Annotated in this window: 18 protein-coding genes; 12 read left to right on the top strand and 6 right to left on the bottom strand. The window is 71.2% G+C overall.

What is annotated here, in order from left to right:
* Together KF737_RS21810 and KF737_RS21805 are read right to left on the bottom strand one after the other, a co-directional pair.
* Positions 1–1,238 (bottom strand): mannose-1-phosphate guanylyltransferase (locus tag KF737_RS21810; protein ID WP_296460458.1); only part of this gene is annotated, 1,238 nt, incomplete at its 3' end.
* A 221-nt stretch (positions 1,239–1,459) separates the two neighbouring features.
* A complete protein-coding gene (locus tag KF737_RS21805; protein WP_296460455.1) occupies positions 1,460–1,621 on the bottom strand; it encodes a hypothetical protein in 162 nt (53 codons plus the stop codon).
* Between the two features lie 149 nt (positions 1,622–1,770).
* Between KF737_RS21805 and KF737_RS21800 the strand changes: the two genes are divergently transcribed.
* From KF737_RS21800 to KF737_RS21780, 5 genes are all read left to right on the top strand, one after another.
* Positions 1,771–2,454 carry a sugar transferase gene (locus tag KF737_RS21800; RefSeq protein WP_296460453.1) on the top strand — a complete coding sequence of 228 codons (684 nt, stop codon included), beginning with the start codon at positions 1,771–1,773 and terminating at the stop codon, positions 2,452–2,454.
* Positions 2,455–2,629: 175 nt separating this feature from the next.
* Positions 2,630–2,863, top strand: coding sequence for a hypothetical protein (locus KF737_RS21795; RefSeq protein WP_296460450.1), 234 nt, complete (start codon positions 2,630–2,632; stop codon positions 2,861–2,863).
* A 1-nt stretch (position 2,864) separates the two neighbouring features.
* On the top strand, positions 2,865–3,581 hold the full coding sequence (locus KF737_RS21790) for a sugar transferase (protein WP_296460447.1): 717 nt from the start codon (positions 2,865–2,867) through the stop codon (positions 3,579–3,581).
* Between the two features lie 70 nt (positions 3,582–3,651).
* Complete coding sequence (locus tag KF737_RS21785; protein ID WP_296460445.1) at positions 3,652–5,127, top strand: exopolysaccharide biosynthesis polyprenyl glycosylphosphotransferase; 1,476 nt, start codon at positions 3,652–3,654, stop codon at positions 5,125–5,127.
* Between the two features lie 41 nt (positions 5,128–5,168).
* Positions 5,169–5,759 (top strand): acyloxyacyl hydrolase, encoded by a 591-nt coding sequence (locus KF737_RS21780; protein ID WP_296460442.1) that lies wholly within the window; start codon positions 5,169–5,171, stop codon positions 5,757–5,759.
* Here KF737_RS21780 and KF737_RS21775 read toward each other — a convergent pair.
* Together KF737_RS21775 and KF737_RS21770 are read right to left on the bottom strand one after the other, a co-directional pair.
* Entirely contained in the window at positions 5,756–6,712 is a 957-nt protein-coding gene (locus KF737_RS21775; protein ID WP_296460439.1) for a sulfotransferase, read from the bottom strand. The two genes, KF737_RS21780 and KF737_RS21775, sit on opposite strands and share 4 nt — an antisense overlap.
* 24 nt (positions 6,713–6,736) lie before the next feature.
* Positions 6,737–6,994, bottom strand: coding sequence for an XrtV sorting system accessory protein (locus KF737_RS21770; protein WP_296460437.1), 258 nt, complete (start codon positions 6,992–6,994; stop codon positions 6,737–6,739).
* A 200-nt stretch (positions 6,995–7,194) separates the two neighbouring features.
* Between KF737_RS21770 and KF737_RS21765 the strand changes: the two genes are divergently transcribed.
* Positions 7,195–8,274: an alpha/beta hydrolase gene (locus tag KF737_RS21765; protein ID WP_296460434.1), complete on the top strand. Its 1,080-nt coding sequence runs from the start codon at positions 7,195–7,197 to the stop codon at positions 8,272–8,274.
* Between the two features lie 145 nt (positions 8,275–8,419).
* Positions 8,420–9,004, top strand: coding sequence for a hypothetical protein (locus tag KF737_RS21760; protein ID WP_296460430.1), 585 nt, complete (start codon positions 8,420–8,422; stop codon positions 9,002–9,004).
* A 40-nt stretch (positions 9,005–9,044) separates the two neighbouring features.
* Here KF737_RS21760 and KF737_RS21755 read toward each other — a convergent pair whose 3' ends face one another.
* Together KF737_RS21755 and KF737_RS21750 are read right to left on the bottom strand one after the other, a co-directional pair.
* A complete protein-coding gene (locus tag KF737_RS21755) occupies positions 9,045–11,714 on the bottom strand; it encodes a TonB-dependent receptor (protein ID WP_296460427.1) in 2,670 nt (889 codons plus the stop codon).
* 88 nt (positions 11,715–11,802) lie between these two features.
* Positions 11,803–13,353 (bottom strand): hypothetical protein, encoded by a 1,551-nt coding sequence (locus tag KF737_RS21750; protein ID WP_296460421.1) that lies wholly within the window; start codon positions 13,351–13,353, stop codon positions 11,803–11,805.
* A gap of 313 nt (positions 13,354–13,666) precedes the next feature.
* On the opposite strand from KF737_RS21750, the gene KF737_RS21745 reads away from it, so the two are divergent.
* The 5 genes from KF737_RS21745 to KF737_RS21725 form a co-directional block, all read left to right on the top strand.
* Positions 13,667–14,251: a lytic transglycosylase domain-containing protein gene (locus tag KF737_RS21745; protein WP_296460415.1), complete on the top strand. Its 585-nt coding sequence runs from the start codon at positions 13,667–13,669 to the stop codon at positions 14,249–14,251.
* A gap of 5 nt (positions 14,252–14,256) precedes the next feature.
* A complete protein-coding gene (locus KF737_RS21740; protein ID WP_296460412.1) occupies positions 14,257–14,559 on the top strand; it encodes a TrbC/VirB2 family protein in 303 nt (100 codons plus the stop codon).
* A 3-nt stretch (positions 14,560–14,562) separates the two neighbouring features.
* Positions 14,563–14,847: a type IV secretion system protein VirB3 gene (locus KF737_RS21735; RefSeq protein ID WP_296460408.1), complete on the top strand. Its 285-nt coding sequence runs from the start codon at positions 14,563–14,565 to the stop codon at positions 14,845–14,847.
* Complete coding sequence (locus tag KF737_RS21730; RefSeq protein WP_296460405.1) at positions 14,844–17,234, top strand: VirB4 family type IV secretion/conjugal transfer ATPase; 2,391 nt, start codon at positions 14,844–14,846, stop codon at positions 17,232–17,234. Before KF737_RS21735 ends, KF737_RS21730 begins: the two co-directional genes overlap by 4 nt.
* Before the next feature lie 39 nt (positions 17,235–17,273).
* Positions 17,274–18,004: type IV secretion system protein (locus KF737_RS21725; RefSeq protein ID WP_296460402.1), on the top strand; the 731-nt coding region annotated here is incomplete at its 3' end.

Here is an 18,004-nt window from a genome sequence, read left to right as displayed (position 1 = left end):
GCCGCGCCGCCCCCCGCCGTGGCCCACAGCGGCAGGGCCGCCTCGCCGAGCCATCTCGCAAACCATGCCGCGGCTTCCGGCAGCGCCGCGAACGGCGCCGGCCGCACGAGCGGCCTGCGGACGGCGCCCCGGACCAGCACGGCGTCCGGCGCCGCGACCACCGCCGCCTCCGCGCCGACGAGCGCCACCTCGACGCCCTCCGCCCGCCGGACACGGCCCTGGGGCGGCGCGCCGCGCGCCCTCACCTCCTGCGCGCGATCGAGGTCGCAGACCAGCACGGCGCCCGGCTCGGCCACCACGGCCAGGCCTTCGGCGTCCGCCACGACGACCTCGACGCCGGGCGCGGCGCGGACGAGAACGCCCGACGATCCCGGCGCGACGGCGCGCGCCATCACGCTGTTCCCCGCCGCATCCTGTGCGGAGGCCGCCAGGACGGCGTCCCAGGCGCCCAGGTCGGACCAGCCGATCGTCGTCGGCAGCACCATGCCCCGCGCGGTGCGCTCCATCACCGCGCGGTCGAACGCGATCCTGGGCGCTTCCCCGAAGGCAGGGCCCAGGGCCACCGCGCCCTGATCCACGATCGCTCCGTGCAGCGCTCGATCGACCGCCGCCGCGACCTCGGCGGCGTGCCGGGCCATCTCCGTCCGCAGGACCTGCGCCGTGGCCACGAAGATCCCGCCGTTCCAGAGCGCGCCGTCGGCGATCAGGACGGTGGCGCGCGCGGCGTCCGGCTTCTCCACGAACGCCAGGATCGGGCGCGGTCCCTCGTTCGCCGCCGCCGGACGGATGTAGCCCATCGCCGTCGACGGCGACGCCGGGCGAAGGCCCAGCGTCACGATCGCGCCGTCGCGCGCGGCCGCGAGCATCGCGCCGACCGCCGCGCGGAAGGCGTCGCCGTCCGGGATGTGATGGTCGGCCGGCAGGATGACCAGCACCGCTTCGGGATGCCGCTGCGCCACCCACGCCGCCGCCGCGGCGATGGCGGCGGCGGTGTCGCGGCCCTCGGGCTCCAGCAGCAGCAGCGCCTCGGCCCCGATGGCGTCGAGCTGCTCGCGGACCAGGCCCGCATGGCCTTCGCCGCCCACCACCAGGAGCTCGCCGCCGTCCGCCAGCGGCCGCGCGCGCAGCACCGTAGCCTGAAACGGCGAATGGGCGTCGACGAGGGGCAGGAAGGGCTTCGGCCGGTCGGGCCGCGAGGCCGGCCACAGGCGCTCGCCGGCGCCGCCGCACAGGATCACCGGATAGACGCGCGGGGGGATGGCGCACTCCTTCGCCAGAGCCGAATGCGCCCCCGCTTACCGCGGCGGTCCCGGAATCGGAAACGGCTTTGCGAAGCCCTCGCTCGGCCGGGGAGGTTCCGCCTCAATTGACCCTGGGCGGGGGGAGCCGGTAAAAGGCCTGAAGTATCAGGGTATACGCGCGTTCTTCTCCGGCCGTGCGGGGCCGGGACGTGTCGTCGTCAGGCGGCGAGCAGCGCGCGCAGGCCCAGGCCGATGCAGGTCCAGAGCGCCACCGAGGCGCACGCGGCGACCGACAGGCCGAGGCCGACAGGGAGACGGCGCGCCGACGGGGCTTCCGCGATGGCGCTGCTGACGAGTTCGACCGACACGTCGGACGGCATGTTTCTACTCCGACACCGCCCAGTTTTTGGGCTGTGTCACACTAAAGACCGACGAGCGTGAAGAACTCGTTGGGAGAATTGGCTAACAGGCCGCCAACCATGCGGGGGCGAACCCTGGGTTGGTGCGGCAGGAGTGGGGCGTAGCATCGATGACGGGTGTCGTCGCACGGACGGTGAGGCCGAACGGGCCGCGCGACGAGCCCGTGGCGACCGCCGTCGCCCCGCCCGAGACCTCCGGCGTGGCCACCAGCTTCGGCAAGCGCCTGCTCGACATCCTGGGCGCCGCGTTCGCGCTGCTGGTGTTCCTGCCGCTGCTGATCACCGTGGGCGTGATGATCCGGATCGAGTCGGGCGGCCCGGCGATCTTCAAGCAGCGGCGGACCGGCTATCAGGGCCGCATCTTCACGATCTACAAGTTCCGCACCATGACCGTGGCCGAGGACTGCGCCGACGTCCGCCAGGCCACCAGGGGCGACGCCCGCGTCACCGCCCTGGGCGCGGTCCTTCGCAAGCTGAGCATCGACGAACTGCCGCAGTTCATGAACGTCCTGAAGGGCGACATGTCGCTGGTGGGGCCGCGGCCCCATGCGCTGGCGCACGACGACCAGTACGGCGGGCAGATCCCCACCTACGCCGACCGCTTCCGCGCCAGGCCGGGCCTCACCGGTCTCGCCCAGGTGAACGGCCTGCGCGGCGAAATCCGGAACCTGCGCGGCATGCGCGACCGCGTGGCGGCCGACAACCTCTATATCGACGGCTGGTCCCTGGGCCTGGACGTCGCGATCCTGGCCAGAACCGCTCTGGTCATCTTCCGCGACCCCCAGGCATACTGAGGCCCCATCAGGCGAACAGCCGTCGCCTCTCCGGCGTGCGGTGAGGATTTATCAACCCTGTCTGCAACCGAACCGACGCTTGGCCCGAATATAGTGCAGATCACGCATGGGCGGACGGGAGCCGTGGCGCGGCTTTTGCTCCTCGCCAGGTGGGATCGACGGGACGGCGGGGAAGATGTCCGGAATTGAGACGCGGTTCGGAGCGGAAGAGGATGCGGAGCGCATCCGCGCGGCGTTCTACGGCTTCGTCGGAGCCCACGACGGCGCCGACGTCGACGGCGACGCCCGCATCTCCACCGAAATCGACATCCGCGGACCCCGCCTCAGCGTCCGGCTCTGGAGCGCGGAGGCCATGGACGCCTTCCTCCGGGACCTCGGGCGACCAAGCCGCAGAGCCTGCTATGAATAGCATGGCCGAGCGCGCGCCGGGCGAAGGCCAGGGTTGGGCCACAAACACCGCGCGCCCCGCCGCGACGGCGGCCTCGACCGCGTCGCCCGCCCCGGCCAAGCCGGCGAAGCCCGTGGTCGCCAAGGTGGCCCGCAGCTTCCGCAAGCGCGCCTTCGACATCGTCATGTCGCTGGGCGCGATCCTGTTCTTCCTGCCGCTGCTGATCAGCGTGGCCCTGCTGGTGCGCTCCGAGACACCCGGCCCGGCCCTCTTCAAGCAGCGCCGCACCGGCCTGAACGGCCGCATCTTCACCGTCTACAAGTTCCGCACCATGACCGTCACCGAGGACGGCGCGGTGGTGCGCCAGGCCACCCGCGAGGACGCCCGCGTCACCGCCTGGGGCGGCATGCTGCGCAAGTACTCGATCGACGAGCTGCCCCAGTTGTTCAACGTGCTGAAGGGCGACATGTCGCTGATCGGCCCGCGCCCGCACGCCGTGGCCCACGACGAGGCCTGGGGCGAGAGCGTCCCCGGCTACAACGACCGCTTCCGCGCCAAGCCCGGCCTGACCGGCTACGCCGCGATCAGCGGCTTCCGGGGCGAGGTGCGCGACCACCAGGCCATCGTCGACCGCGTCGCCAGCGACAACGAGTACATCGACACCTGGTCGTTCGGCCTCGACATCAAGATCGTGCTGAAGACCATCCCGCTCGTCTTCGCCGACGAGCGCGCCTACTAGGCCGCCGGATTAACCGATCGCTCAGGCCCGGCCGCTAGGGTCCGCCCCCGACACCGTTGGGGAAGCCAGAATGGCGGACGACACGGGCGCCTTCCGCGCCATTCCGGACACCGAGATCGCCGAGCCCAGGGCGCGCCGCGGCCCGTTGCGGCCGGCGCAGCTCCACAGCGTGCGCTCGCGCATCTCCGGACCGGGCCTCGCGCGCCTCTTCCAGGGCGGCGACGCGCTGGGCCTGGCGCTGGCCTCCCTCGTGGCCACGCGGCTGATGGACCTGCCCGAGATCATGTGGCTGGGCGCGCCCGCCCTGGCTGTCTTCCTGCTCGTGGCGACGGGCGCCTATTCGATGAACGGTCGCGAGCGCGCGCGCCGCCGCTTCGGGCGCCTGCTCCTGGCCGCGGCCGCGGCCGGCGGGGGCGCCGGCACGGTCTACGCCCTCCTCGATCCCAGCTTCCCGGTCATCGGCTGCGCCGTCTGGGTCGCGACGGCCGCGGCGGTGCTCTTCGGCACGCACCTCGCCTGGGGCGCTGTCGTGAAGTCGCTGCGCATCAAGGGCCACGTCACGCCCAACCTCGTCATCGTGGGCGGCACCTCGGCGGCCCAGCGGCTGATCCGCCGCGCGATGAAGACCCGCGACATCAACATCCTGGGCGTCTTCGACGACCGCAGGGACCGCGTCGGGCCGGAAGTGGCCGGCGTGCCGGTGCTGGGCAAGACCGCCGACCTGATCGACCACCGCATCCTGCCCTTCGTGGACCGGATCGTCATCACCGTGCCGCCCAAGGCCAGCGGGCGCATCGCGCAACTGCTGCAACGCCTCGCGCCGATCCCGAACCCGATCTCGCTGCTGCTCGACGACGCCGACGACGAGACCGAGGCCCAGGCCGTCGGCCGCATCGCCGACTTCGACCTGGCCCACGTCTCGGGCGCCGCCGAGAAGTCGGGCTATCACGTCGCCAAGCGGATCATGGACCTGACGCTGTCGGTCCTGGGCCTGATCGCGCTCGCGCCGCTGATGGCCACCGTGGCGCTGGCCATCAAGCTGGACAGCCCCGGCCCGGTCTTCTTCCGCCAGCGCCGTCACGGCTACATGAACGAGGAGTTCCTGGTCTGGAAGTTCCGCTCGATGCGGACCGAGGCCACCGACCACAAGGCCGCCCGCCAGGTCACCGCCGACGACGACCGCATCACCCGGGTCGGCAAGTTCATCCGCAAGACCAGCCTCGACGAGCTGCCGCAGATCCTCAACATCATCTCCGGCGAGATGTCGATCGTGGGGCCCCGCCCGCACGCCATCGGCATGCTCAGCGGCGGCGCCGAGGCCTCCAAGCTGGTCGAGACCTACGCCCACCGCCACCGGATCAAGCCCGGCCTCACCGGCTGGGCCGCCGTCAACGGCAGCCGCGGCCCGGTGGACACCGCCGAGGACGTCCGCCGCCGCGTGGCCCTCGATCTCGAGTACGTCGAGCGCCGCTCGATCTGGCTCGACATGGCGATCATCCTGCGCACGGCGCCGTGCCTGCTGGGCGACTCGGGCGCGGTGCGCTGAGGCCGAAGACTCGGCCCGGCTTCCCCGCTAAGGAGGCCGGCATGGCGCGCCTCATCCCCCTCGCCCTCGCGGCCACGCTGGTGGCCGGCCCCGCCGCGGCCGGCGAGGCCTTCCTGGGCGTCTACGCGCACGACGTCGACGACGGCATCAGCTACGGCAAGTTCGAGCACGGCGCCCAGATCGTCTTCGGCGCGCGCACCACGGCCCTCGACGAACTCAAGTTCATCGGCCGCGCCCGCGTCCACCTGCTGGCGGGCGTGAACACCGCGGGCGGGACCGACTACGTCGCCACGGGCCTCTCCTGGCGTTTCCCGCTCTCGGAGCGGTTCTACCTCCAGCCCGGCATCGGCGTGGCGATCCACGACGGCAAGATCGACTATCCCTCGCCCGACGAACCCGGCATCACGCCGGCCGAGCGTCTGAAGCGCCTCTCCGACTTCCGGACCAAGCTGGACCTCAACTCACGGGTCCTGTTCGAGCCGGAACTGTCGATCGGCTACAAGGCGACGAACCGGCTCTCGGTCGAGGCGTCGTGGATCCACCTCAGCCACGGACAGCTGGCGGGCCGCTACAATCCCGGCGTCGCCGACGTGGGCCTGCGCGTCCTCTACCGCTACGGCCTCGACCGCTAAGCCTTCCCGGCGGGCTCCGACGGATAGGACGCAAGGTCGGCCCGGTCGCCCAGCATGGCCTTCAACTGCCGGTTGCTTTCCAGGTAGCGGTCCGTGAACCGGCGGTGGACGATGGCGGTCACCGGCTTCACCCGGCCTAGCATCCGCTTGGCGAAGGGCCGGCGGCTCAGGTAGTGCGCCACGCGATAGACAAAGGCCGAGACGGGCCCCAGGTCCAGGAACGGCCCCGGCCCCGTCGGGCCGCTTCGGAAGTGGTTGATACGGCGCAGGATCGGCGCGGCGAATTCCTCCGGGCTCGGCGACATCGGACGCGTGTCGATCGTCTCCAGGTCGCCAGGGCTGGTCACGCCCGCGGCCTCCGCCAGGCGCCGGGCGTAGGCCTTGCCGTCCTTGGCCAGCGCCTCCTGCGTCATCACGATGACGTTCTCAGCTCCGAATAGCTCGCGGTAGAGGCCGATGAGGCGATGGTACTCGAGGTGTTCGGGCGCGTACTTCGCGTAACCCATGATGGGCGCGTCGTCGAAGTACTCCGTGGGCTTCATCGTTCCCGCACGCGAGATGTACTGCATGTACTCCGAGGTCGCCGATCGTAGCTGTTCGCGCAGCGTGATCAGGATGCGCGCGTCCGGCGCAGCCGCGTGGAGCCGCCGGGCGTAGGCGTCGCTCTCACGGCCTCCGAAATGCGGATTGCCGACCAGGATCTCGGACGAGATCACGTCCACCAGGCCCGGCTCGCCCTGCCCGCGCAGCGACGTGATGTGCGCCCGCGTCGCCGCCTCGTCGAAGTCCAGGCCGTGCGGCCGGAGAAACCAGCGGAACACGTCCTCATGATCCATGATCGGGCGATAGCCGTACTCGGGCCGGAAGAGGATGCGCTGCAGCCAGGTCGTGCCGGTCTTGTGATAACCGACGTGAATCAGGAGCGGCGGAAGTCGCTTCGCGGAACTCGGCATGGATATGTCTCGCTTGAGGGCAGGCTAGCGCCGGCGCCATGGGCTGAAGCCGAAGGGCTTCAGCACCAGGACCACATAGACCAGCACGACCAGCACGATCAGGAACGAGACCAGCCCCTGGCCCTCGTTGCCGAACCAGTTGGCGACGGCGCAGCCCACCGACGGCGGCAGGTAGTGGAGGATGGTGTCCTGCGGCTCGCCCGGCTGCACCGATCGGTGCAGGAACAGCACGACCAGGGCGCCGAAGATCGCCACGGTGATCCAATCGTAGACGGTCTCCACCAGTCCGCTCCCTCAATCCCCACCGGGAGTACGCGGAACACGCGCCTCCGGATGACCCAATCATCGCCGATCGACCGGAACGGTCAATCCGGGCGCAGCCGACGTCCAGCCTGCAAGCCGCGTGCCGCCGGCGAGGTTGCGGCCCGGAGCATCATGGCACACGATTCTGCACCGCGCCGTTTGAGTCTCGAGGATACACCGTGTCGTCCGATCCGCCGACAGCCGCCCGCGGCGCCCGTCGCGCGCGGCCCGGCCCCCGCATCGCGCTGGCGATCCTGCTCGCCTCCGCCGCGGCCGGCTGCGGCGGCACGTTCGGCCCGGCCCAGGCCGAGGACGCGACGCCGGGGGCCCTCGTCGCCCTGGAGGACGGGCGCCACATCAACCTGCGCTGCAGTGGCCGCGGATCGCCGACGGTGATCCTGGAAGCCGGCTTCTCCGCCTACTCCCGCGCCTGGAGCAAGGTGCAGCCCACCCTGTCGCGGACGACCCGGGTCTGCTCGTACGACCGCGCCGGCTACGGGTTCAGCGATCCCGGCCCCTCCCCTCGCGACGGCGCCGCCATCGCCCGCGACCTCGACCGCACGCTGGAGGTCGCGAAGGAGGAAGGCCCCTACGTCGTGGTCGGCCATTCGGCCGGGGGCCTCTATGCGCGCCTGTTCGCCGCCCGGCGGCCCGGCGAGGTGCGCGGCCTCGTGCTGCTCGACCCGACCGTGGAAGTCGTCGCGCCGCCCGGGCGGGACGGCCTGAACGGCATCCGCCGCCGCGTCCAGCGCTGCCTCGCGGCCGCCTCGGCGAGCCCGCAACCCCCGCCTGGCGCACCGGAGTGGGAGGGCTGCGTTCCCGGCTGGGCCGACGACCACGTGCGCCGGGCGGCGCGCGATCCGGACACCTGGCGCAACCAGTTGTCCGAACTGGATGCGATCTTCGGGCGGACGTCGGAGCAGGTCGGCCGGCTCGGGAGCCTCCTCGACGACGTGCCGGCCTACGTGATCACCGCGTCCGAAACCGCCGCAGCGGCGCAACGGGTGGGGCTGGGCCGGCCGGAGTCCCTGGCCGAGTTGCAGCACCTGCGGCTCGCCCTGAGCTTCAGGCCGGGGTTCCAGCGCACGGTGTACTCGTCCCACCTCGTGATGAACGAGCGTCCCGAAGTGGTGATCGAGGCCGTCTCGGCGATGGTGAAGGCCGTCCGGTCGGGCATGCCGCCCGAACCCCTGCCGCCCAGCGAGACGACCACGCTGGAGCCGTCCGCGACGACCGAAACAGCATCGCCGTCCCCATGACGGCGGCGCGACAGATTCGCCGAACGCCGTGTCACCATAAGCGCGTCGAAACTTCATCGAATTGTCGCGCCGGCCCCACATAACCGGGGCCTGGAGGGGACGCCGGAGGACTTGGCCTGCGGAGCCGTCCGCAGAGGGGTCCCGGGTGCGCTGTGGCGTCGTCCGCATTTCGCCAGACCTTCCGCCGCCGGGCGTCCAGCGCCGCAGGATCGAGGCGGCGGGCTGCGACGTGGTGCTCGACGAGGGCGGCCGCAGCCTGCGCCGCGTGACGCCCGACCTCGCCGCGGGCGACGAGGTGCTGGTCTACGGCCTCGAGGCCTTCGATCTCACGACCGGCGAGCTCGCGCGCCTCATCCGCCGGCTCTTCGAGGTCGGGGTCACCCTGAAGATCGTCGGCGGCTCCCAGGTCGAGAGCCTGGCGCCGCACGGTCCGATGCCGCGCGCCCTGGCGCTGCTCGCCGACTACGCGGCGCGACGCCCCGCCGGCGGCGATCGGCGACGCGGCCGCCCCGCCGACTCCCCGCTCACGCAGCACCAGCTCAAGTTCGCCCGCCAGATGCACCGGCGCGGCCATTCCATGCGCGCCATCGGCCTGATCTTCCGGCTGTCGCCCAGCGAGATGGCGGCGGTCCTGCGCGAGGCGCCGGGCGCGCACGGCGATGACGATGAGGCTTCGACCCCGGCCGCGCCCGATCCGCCTCGGCGCCCGCCGTCGGCCGCCTGGCCCTGACGGGACCGGGAGGAGCTTGGCGCTCCGCTGCCCCGATCTCCTAGAAGGTCACGCTGCCCGACAGCGCGAAGAACCGGCCCACCTTGTAGGTGTTCACGTTCACGCGGTTGCCGTCGGTCGACTGGTATTCCTCGTACTTCCGGCCGGTCAGGTTGCGCGCCTCGAACTTCAGTTCGATCTCGCGCCCGAACAGCTCGAAGCCCTGGCGGGCGACCACGTCGATGCGGATCCCCGGATGCTCGAAGATGTCCGGCTGGCCCGAGTTGGCGAGGCCGCGGCTGGTGACGCGCTTGCTGGCGTAGTTGATCAGCAGCGTCTGCTGCGAGAGCCTGTCACGCTGCTCGAAGCCGACCTCCAGGTTGGCGACGTGCTCGGACTGCCCCGTCAGCGGCGCGCCGTCGCGGAAGAAGTCGGCGGCCAGCGTCGAGCTCGAATTGAAGACCGCGACGGGATCGCCCGCCCGCACCTTCAGTTCCGACTTCGAGTAGGTGTAGTTGCCGCTCACCAGCAGGCGGCGGTCCTGCCGGAGCGGCCCCGCCCACCAGTCGGAAATCTCGAAGTACTTCTGGGCCTCCAGCTCGATCCCGTAGAGGTCGGCCTTCGGCGCGTTGGCGAAGCTGGTCTCGAAGTTCTGGCCCGAGACGAACGACTCGATCGGCTTGTCGATGTGCTTGTAGAAGCCGGCGGCCGACACGCGCTGGTCGGTCCCGAAGTACCACTCGTAGCGCACCTCGGCGTTGGTGAGCTCGCTGTCCGCCAGGAGCGGGTTGCCGCGGTACTGACGGTTGCTCCCCGGGTCGAAGTAGAACTGGAAGATCAGCTCACGGAACTGCGGCCGGGCCAGCGTCTTCGAGACGTTGGCGCGCACCTGCATGCCGGGCTCGACCTCCCACGTCAGGGTCGCGGCCGGGAGCCAGTAGCCGTTGTCGAGATCGGTCGCCGCGGTCGAAGCGCCCGGCACGGTGAACACCTGGATCGGCGTCACGACCTCCTTGGCCGTTTCGTAGCGGACGCCCACGTCGAACTTGAGGTTCTCCATGAGCTGGCCGTTCAGCTTCGCATAGCCGGCGTGGTTCTCCAGCGTCGCCAGGAAGGCGGGGCTGCCCTCGTTGGTCTCGACCATGGTGATGCCGAAGCTGCCGATCACGCCCGGCGACAGCAGCAGGTCGGGCCGCAGGGTGTCGACGCCGCCCGGGAAGGTGTTGGGCGCCTGGAACTGGAAGTCGCGGCGCGAGCTCGTGCGCCGCGTGTCGGCGTAGGCGTAGCCCACCGTCGCCGACAGGTTGTCCGAGAACCGGTACGACACGTCCAGGCCGCCCGACCACAGGCGCTCGTTCAGGTCGGAGAAGCTGATCCGCGCGTCGCCGTTGTTGCCGTTGTTCAGGCGGTTGACGAACACCTGGCCGAACGGGTCGGCCGCAGCGTTGGTGCGCACATATTCGAGGAACAGCTCGAACGGCGCCTTGCGCCTGGTCTCGGCGTAGCTCACGCGGGCGTCGACGCGGAGGTTCTCCATCGGCCTGAACTCGCCGACGAGCTGGGTGTCGATGAGCTGGCGCTCGTACCAGGCGGTGTCCTGCCCGAGGTAGTCGGTGGCGGTCCCGCCGCGGTTCCCGAGGCCCAGGCGCGTGTGCTTGATCGTGTCGTGGATGTAGAGGTTGGTCCAGCGGAGCTTGTTCTCGTTGGTCTCGCCGAGCTCGTAGGCCAGCCCGAGGAGGCCGTTCACCACGAGCCGTTCCTGGGTCGTCACGCGGCGGAAATCCGATTCCACGTCGGCCAGGTCGTTCGACAGCGAGGTCTGGTTGACCGCGTCGCGGGTCGTGAACTTGCGGCTGTAGCCGAGCGCGCCCACCAGGCCGAGGGCGCCGCCCGGCGCCAGCTCGAAGGACTTCGCCCCGGCGGCGTTGACCGAGCCGTTCGCATAGACGCTGTCCCATTTCTGCACGACGGCGTTGCGGCTGCCGATGAGCTGGCTCGCGATCGCGCCGGTGTCGACGGCGCCCGTCGAGATCCGCTGGCCGCTGGCAAGGAAGGCCTTCAGCGCCGGCGGCGTGTCGCGCGCGCCGTTGTCGTAGCCGGTCCAGTCGCGCTTGCCGCCGTAGTAGGTGTAGCCGAGCCTGTTGGTGGTGACGGTGTCGCCCGAGACCGAGCCGCCGATGGTCAGGAAGCCGTCCCGCGGGATCGAGCGGGTCGTCAGGTTGATCACCCCGCCGCCGAACTCGCCGGGGAAGTTCGGCGAGTAGCTCTTCTGGACCAGCGCCGACGAGACGATGCTCGACGGGAACAGGTCGAGCGGGACCACACGCTTCAGCGGCTCGGGGCTCGGCAGCGGCGAGCCGTTCAGCAGCGCCAGCGAGTAGCGGTCGCCCAGGCCCCGCACATAGACATAGCCGCTGCCGACCAGGCTGAGGCCCGTCAGGCGGGTGAGCGCACCGGCGATGTTGCCCTCGCCCGAACGCTTGATCTCCTCCATCGAGAGGACGGACAGCACCTGCGAGGTCGAGCGGACGACGTTGCTCCGCGCGCCGGTGACCACGACCTCCGCGACGCCGGGGATGGAGACCTCCGTCTCTTCCGGGGCCGGCGGGGCGGCCGCGTCCGTGGCTTCGGCGGACGCGGAGGCGGCCGCCGGCTCGGCGGCGCAGGCCAGGGCCGGCACGGTCAGCGCGGTGGTGAGCAGAAGCAGAGACGTGAGCCGCCGCGAATTCATGTCCCGATCCCCGAGGAAGGCAAATCCGGTGAAACAGGAGGGCCGCCGACGCCGGCCGCCCCCCGCTGAGACGAGGTCAGGCCGCCGGTCAGTTGGTCGGCAGGGACGTGCAGTTGCTGCCCGTGCCGAAGTTGGCGGTCGAGCTGTTGCAGGTCCAACCCTGGTACCAGGTGTCGCCGGCCCCCGAGACGGCGCCGATGTAGCTCACCGCCGTGAAGAACGTGCCGAGCGAGGTCACGTTGAAGGCCGGCACGCCGGTCTCGTTCGAGCCGTTGATGAACTGGCTCGAGAGCGTCGAGGTGAACGTGTCGCGGTTGTTGTTCATGGCCGGGTTGAACTGGGCCTGCACCGCCGCGGCGGTGTAGCTGCCCGTGCCCAGGTACCTGGCGGTGTTGCACTGCAGGGCGACCGAGGCGGCCGTGAGCGTCGCGGGCACGGCGCCCGAGCCGTTCATGCGGATGCACTCGTTGTTCGGCGTGATCAGCAGGCTGTTGACCAGCGTCACGTCCGAGTTGCCGCGGAAGAGCACTGAAGCCTGGTCGTTGGCCTCGTTGTTCGAGGTCACCTGCGGCTGAAGCATCGTGAAGTTCGAGATCGTCAGCTTGGTGCGCGGCGTGTCGGTCTCGAAGCCGTTGGAGTCGATCTCGAGCAGGGCGTCGCCGGCGCCGGGGCGCTGGATCAGCAGGCCGAACTGGACGTTCATCTGCGCGCCGGTGTCGACGTCGAGGCTGTCGTCGTCGGCGCCGACCGAGACGTAGTACTTCATGTTCGGCGAGCCGCCGAAGTGCTCGGAGCCGTCGTCGGAGCTGTTGAAGCTCATGATGTGGTCGAGGATCGTGGCCGAGCCGACCGCCTCGGTGGTCAGCGATTGCAGTTCCGAGTTGGCGCCCAGGACGAAGCCCGAGTAGCGGATCTGGACGAAGGACATCCGGCCCGAGTTGTCGGCGTCGTTGTTCCCGCCGAAGCGCGCCGGGTCGGCCGCGCCTTCCGTCTGGCGTTCGCACGTGCCCGCGGCGACCGAGCCGGTGGTGCAGTCGGTGACGCGGCCGCGGCCCATCAGCACCACGCCGCCCCATTGCCCCTGCGAGGTGTCGGTGTTCAGGCCCAGCACGTTGTCACGGCTGGTGAAGATGATCGGCTGGGTGGCCGTGCCCACCGCGTTGATGCGGTTGCCGCGGTTGACGGCGAGCCACGACTGGCCGGTGCCGCCGAAGATGATGACCCCCGGATCGATGTTCAGCACGACGTTGGTGTCGGCCGCGCTGGCCGTGAAGCCGCCGTCCGCGCCCACGTCCACGCGCCCGGCGAGCTGGTAGAGCAGCCCGGTGACCTTGGTCAGGCGGATCGTGCGGTTGATGCGCGCGGGCAGCGTGCAGACGCGGTAGGAGCCGGTGGGGCCGGTGATCGTGCCGTCGTCCTTCAGGCCCTGCGGATCGTCGATGGTCGGGCACCCGGCGGCCGGGGTGACCAGGTTGCTGGGCGGAGGCGTCGTGGTCCCGCCGCCGCTCGTGCCGCCGTTGTTGTTGACCGTGACATTGCCGGACCCCGCCGAACCGATGTCGCCCGCGCCGCTGCAGCCCGCGAGCGCCAACGCCGCGCCGGCCGAGAGGAGCATGGACTTGAGCATGTTGGATTTCATCTCGGCCTCCACCAGGTTTCAGACACTCGTGGCGGGGACGGCGCGGCGTCGGCCGACAGCGCCCCCGCCGCGCCCGGAGACGGCTATTAGTCGGCGTGCGTGACGCTTGCGGCTCAGCTTTGTGACGGTTGTGCTGCGCGGACCCGTCGGCGCGGAGTCGGCCGCCCCGAAGGAAAAGGGCCGGCCCGGCCAGGCTTCTGTCACGAGAGTGTCGCACGCCCGCCGTAGGGCCGCCGCCGGGCGACGCGACGAAGTGGTCTGGCCGCGCGCCGCCCCGATGGGCTAATCTCCGGGCCAACGGGTGGGGCGTTCGATGACGCGCAGAGTTGCTTTCGGGTCGGTTCTCGCAGCGGCGGCAGGGCTTTGCCTCGCCTGGGCCGGCGCCGCCGCCGCGCAGGTCATCTCCATCGGCGACGACGGCGCGGTGACCACCTACGCCGGCCCCATGGTGCATACCGACCAGGGCGCCGCCGCCATCGCGCCGCCCCTGCCCGCCGCGCCGCCCGCGGCCGCGCCGGAAGAGGTGATGCTGGCGATCCAGGAGTCATCCGCCCGGCATGCCGTCCCCGTATCCCTGGTGCAGGCCGTGGCCTGGCAGGAGTCTCGGTTCAACAACGGCGCCGTGTCGGCCAAGGGCGCGCTGGGTGTCATGCAACTGTTACCCAAGACCGCTAGCGACCTCGGCGTGAACCCCTCCGACCTTCGCGGGAACATCGACGGCGGCGCCGCCTACCTGGCCCAGCAGCTACGGCGCTTCGGCGACGTGCGCCTGGCGCTCGCCGCCTACAACGCCGGCCCTGCCGCGGTCACCCGCTACGGCGACGTCCCGCCCTACGCCGAAACCCAGGCCTATGTGCGCGCGATCCTGGCGCGCCTGGCCGTCGCCCGTCCCGAGTGAGACCCATGAGAAAGCTGATGTCCCTGGCCGGCCTCGCCGCCCTGACCGCGGCCCCGGCGCACGCGCAGGCGCAGGCCGCCGACCCCGCCGGCTCGTCGCCGATCCTGGGCGCGCTGAACTGGGTGCAGGGCACGTTGCTGGGCAATGTCGCCACCAGCGCCGCCGTGATCGCCGTGGCGGCCGTGGGCTTCCTGATGCTCACCGGGCGGATCGACTGGAAGCGCGGCCTGACCGTGATCGTCGGGGCCTTCATCATCTTCGGCGCCGTGACCATCGTCGCCGGCATCCGCACGATGGCGGGAGGCTAGCGCGTGAGCCGGCTGGCCTCCGATCCCGTCTTCGCGGCGCTGACGCGGCCCCAGATGATCGGCGGCGTCACCTACCCGTACATGGTGCTGAACCTGATCGTGACGCTGGAGGTGTTCCTGATCACCCGCTCGTGGTGGTCGCTGGGCATCGCCGTCGTGGTCCACGCCATCGGCTACGTGGGCTCGCTGCGTGAGCCGCGCTTCTTCGACCTGTGGATGACGCGCCTGCGCACCTGCCCGCGCGTCCGCAACTTCAGCTTCTGGGGCGGCAACTCGTATCGGCCATGAGCGGGACCTTCCTCACCACCGCCGCCGCCAGGGTGCTGGCCCCCCGCGAGGTGGGCGTCGGCGAGCGGCTGCCCTACGAGGGCCATCTCGACGACGTCACCCTGCGCACGCGCGACGGCCTGCTGGTCCAGACGCTGCACCTGGCCGGCTTCCCGTTCGAGACCGCGCCCGACGAGGAGCTCAACTACCGCAAGGCGATCCGCGAGACGGTGCTGCGCGGCGCGGCCAGTTCGCGCCTGGGCGTCTGGCACACGGTGGTCCGCCGCCGCGTGAACCCGGCCTTCCCGCCGACGCCCGAGGAGCCGTTCTGCGCCACCCTCGACACCCGCTGGCGCGAGCAACTGGCCAGCCGCCGGCTCTATGTGAACGACATCTTCCTGACGCTGGTGCTGCGCCCCACCCAGGGCCGCGCCGGCTTCATCGAGCGGCTGATGAAGGGGCCGCGCATCGGCGACGCCGACCTGGCGCGCGACCTGCGCGAACTGCACGCCACCCGCGAGGCCTTCGCCGCCGCGCTGGCCCCCTACGGCGCGCGCACGCTCGGCCTCTACGACGCGCCCGGCGGCGCGCGGCGCTCCGAGCCGGCCGAGTTCCTGAGCCTGCTCCTGAACGGCGACGTGCGGCCGGTGCTGGCGCCCTCGGGCGACTTCTCCAACGCCATCGCCAGCCGCCGCCTCAGCTTCGGCCTCGACGCCATGGAATTCGGGCCGGGCGCCTCCGGTGAGCCGGCGTTCGGCGCGATGGTGTCGGTTAAGGACTACCCGGCCCGCACGGCCCCCGGCCTGCTGGACGGCGTGCTGCGCCTGCCGGTCGAGCTGGTGCTGACCGAGAGCTTCGCCTTCGTCGACCGCCAGGCCGCGCTCGACCGCATGGGCCTGGCGCTGCGCCGCCTGAAGGCCGCCGAGGACGACGCCTACAGCCTGCGCGCCGAGCTGGCCCAGGCCCGCGACGACGTCGGCGCCGGCCGCGCTGCCTACGGCGAGCACCACCTGACGATCCTCACCAAGGCCGACAGCCTGGACGACCTGGACTACGCCGTCGCCGACGTGCAGTCGGCCCTGGCCGAGGCGGGCGCCGTCGCGGTGCGCGAGGACGTCAACCTGGAGCCGGCCTACTGGGCCCAGTTCCCCGGCAACTTCAAGTACATCGCCCGGAAGGGCCTCATCTCCGCGGGCAACTTCGCGGGCCTCGCCAGCTTCCACAACCACCCGGCCGGCCAGGCCGAGGGCAACCACTGGGGCCCGGCCATCGCCGTGCTCGAGACCACCGCCTTCGGCCCCTACCACTTCAATTTCCACCAGGGCGACCTGGGCAACTTCACCTGCATCGGGCCGTCCGGCTCGGGCAAGACCGTGCTGCTCACCTTCCTGCTGGCCCAGGCCGAGCGGCTGAAGCCGCGCATCGCCTATTTCGACAAGGACCGCGGCGCCGAGCCCTTCATCCGCGCCATCGGCGGCCGCTACGACGTGCTCTCGCCCGGCGAGCCCACGGGCTTCAACCCGCTGGCGCTCCCCGACACGCCCGGCAACCGCGCCTTCCTGACCGAATGGGTCGCGCAACTGCTGACGGCCGAGGGCGACGTCACGCTGGACTCCGAAGACCGCGCCATGATCGCCGACGCGGTCGACGCCAACTTCCACCAGCCGCCCCAGCACCGCCGCCTGCGCTACCTGCGCGAGCTGTTCCGCGGCGCGCGCCGGCCCCAGGCGGGCGACCTCGCCGCCCGGCTCTCGGCCTGGTGCGAGGGCGGCGACCACGCCTGGCTGTTCGACAACGCCGACGACCTGCTCGACATCGAGACCCGCGTCCTGGGCTTCGACATGACCAGGGTGCTGGACGCGCCGACGGTCCGCATCCCGGCGATGATGTACCTGTTCCACCGGCTGGAGCAGCGGCTGGACGGCAGCCCCGCCATGTTCGTGGTCGACGAGGGCTGGAAGGTCCTGGACGACCCGGTGTTCGTGCGCCGGATCAAGGACTGGGAAAAGACCATCCGCAAGCGCAACGGCCTCGTGGGCTTCTGCACCCAGAGCGCCTCCGACGCGCTGGACAGCCGCATCGCCTCGGCGATCATCGAGCAGGCCGCGACGCAGATCTTCTTCCCCAACGCCCGCGCCAAGGCCAGCGACTACGTCGACGGCTTCGGCCTCTCCGAGCACGAGTACGAGCTGGTGAAGACCCTGCCCGACACCTCGCGCTGCTTCCTGATCAAGCGCGGCGACCACTCGGTGGTGGCCCGCCTCGACCTCACCGGCCTCTCCGGCGAACTCGCCGTGCTGGCCGGGACCGAGCGCACGGTGCGCCGGCTCGACGCGCTCAGGGCCCAGGTGGGCGACGCCCCGGCCGACTGGCTGGCGTCGTTCATGGAAGGCCGGAGCGCCGCATGACCCGGCTTCGCCAAGGCTTCCCGGGAGGAGCGAAGTAGGATGGCCGCCGCCTGCGCATCCGTCGTGGACGATGGGGTCATCCGGGGCGTCCTGGCCACCATCGACTGCCAGACCAAGGCGTATGCCCAGGGCGGCTACCTGGCCCTGACGCAAGGGTCGGGCGTGTTCCAGGCCGCGCTGACGGCGCTCTTCACGATCTACGTCGCCTACATCGGCTGGCGGATGCTGTTCGCGCAGGGCGACGTGCGCCTGACCGACGCGCCGGGCATCGCGCTCAGGATCGGGGTGATCCTGACGCTGGTCACCAGTTGGGCGACCTTCCAGACCCTGGTCTTCGACATGGCCAGCCGCGCGCCGCTGGAGATCGCCTCGATCGCCTCGTCGCCGTGGACCAAGGAGAGCCGCTCGACGCTGGCCTCCGACCCCATCGCCGGGCTGGAAACCACCTACCACGAGCTCACCCTCACCTCGGCCGCCTTCGGCAAGCAGGCGGGCGTCGACGCCAAGGCCTACGCGAGCCCGCAGGCCGCCGCCGCCGAGGCGGTGTCGCTGGCCAGCGGGGCGATGTTCTTCGCCAGCGTCGGCGTCATCTCGGCCTCGACGCTCGCCATCGGCATCCTGACGGCCGTCGGGCCGATCTTCGTGGCGCTGCTGCTGATGCCGGCGACGCGCGGCGTCTTCGTCGGCTGGCTGCGCGCCCTGATCGCGGCGGCGCTGACGCCCATGGTGGGCTGGCTGCTGCTGGTCCTGATGCTGACGGTGATCGAGCC

Source organism: Phenylobacterium sp. (assembly GCF_019636135.1).
Classification (GTDB): domain Bacteria; phylum Pseudomonadota; class Alphaproteobacteria; order Caulobacterales; family Caulobacteraceae; genus Phenylobacterium.
This window is presented reverse-complemented; position numbering and strand designations above follow the sequence as displayed.

Excerpts from the sequence above, each read along its gene's own strand:
- KF737_RS21805 (WP_296460455.1), bottom strand. The coding sequence starts at position 1,621 with ATGCCGTCCGACGTGTCGGTCGAACTCGTCAGCAGCGCCATCGCGGAA.
- KF737_RS21800 (WP_296460453.1), top strand. The coding sequence starts at position 1,771 with ATGACGGGTGTCGTCGCACGGACGGTGAGGCCGAACGGGCCGCGCGAC.
- KF737_RS21795 (WP_296460450.1), top strand. The coding sequence starts at position 2,630 with ATGTCCGGAATTGAGACGCGGTTCGGAGCGGAAGAGGATGCGGAGCGC.
- KF737_RS21790 (WP_296460447.1), top strand. The coding sequence starts at position 2,865 with ATGGCCGAGCGCGCGCCGGGCGAAGGCCAGGGTTGGGCCACAAACACC.
- KF737_RS21785 (WP_296460445.1), top strand. The coding sequence starts at position 3,652 with ATGGCGGACGACACGGGCGCCTTCCGCGCCATTCCGGACACCGAGATC.
- KF737_RS21780 (WP_296460442.1), top strand. The coding sequence starts at position 5,169 with ATGGCGCGCCTCATCCCCCTCGCCCTCGCGGCCACGCTGGTGGCCGGC.
- KF737_RS21775 (WP_296460439.1), bottom strand. The coding sequence starts at position 6,712 with ATGCCGAGTTCCGCGAAGCGACTTCCGCCGCTCCTGATTCACGTCGGT.
- KF737_RS21755 (WP_296460427.1), bottom strand. The coding sequence starts at position 11,714 with ATGAATTCGCGGCGGCTCACGTCTCTGCTTCTGCTCACCACCGCGCTG.
- KF737_RS21750 (WP_296460421.1), bottom strand. The coding sequence starts at position 13,353 with ATGAAATCCAACATGCTCAAGTCCATGCTCCTCTCGGCCGGCGCGGCG.
- KF737_RS21745 (WP_296460415.1), top strand. The coding sequence starts at position 13,667 with ATGACGCGCAGAGTTGCTTTCGGGTCGGTTCTCGCAGCGGCGGCAGGG.
- KF737_RS21740 (WP_296460412.1), top strand. The coding sequence starts at position 14,257 with ATGAGAAAGCTGATGTCCCTGGCCGGCCTCGCCGCCCTGACCGCGGCC.
- KF737_RS21730 (WP_296460405.1), top strand. The coding sequence starts at position 14,844 with ATGAGCGGGACCTTCCTCACCACCGCCGCCGCCAGGGTGCTGGCCCCC.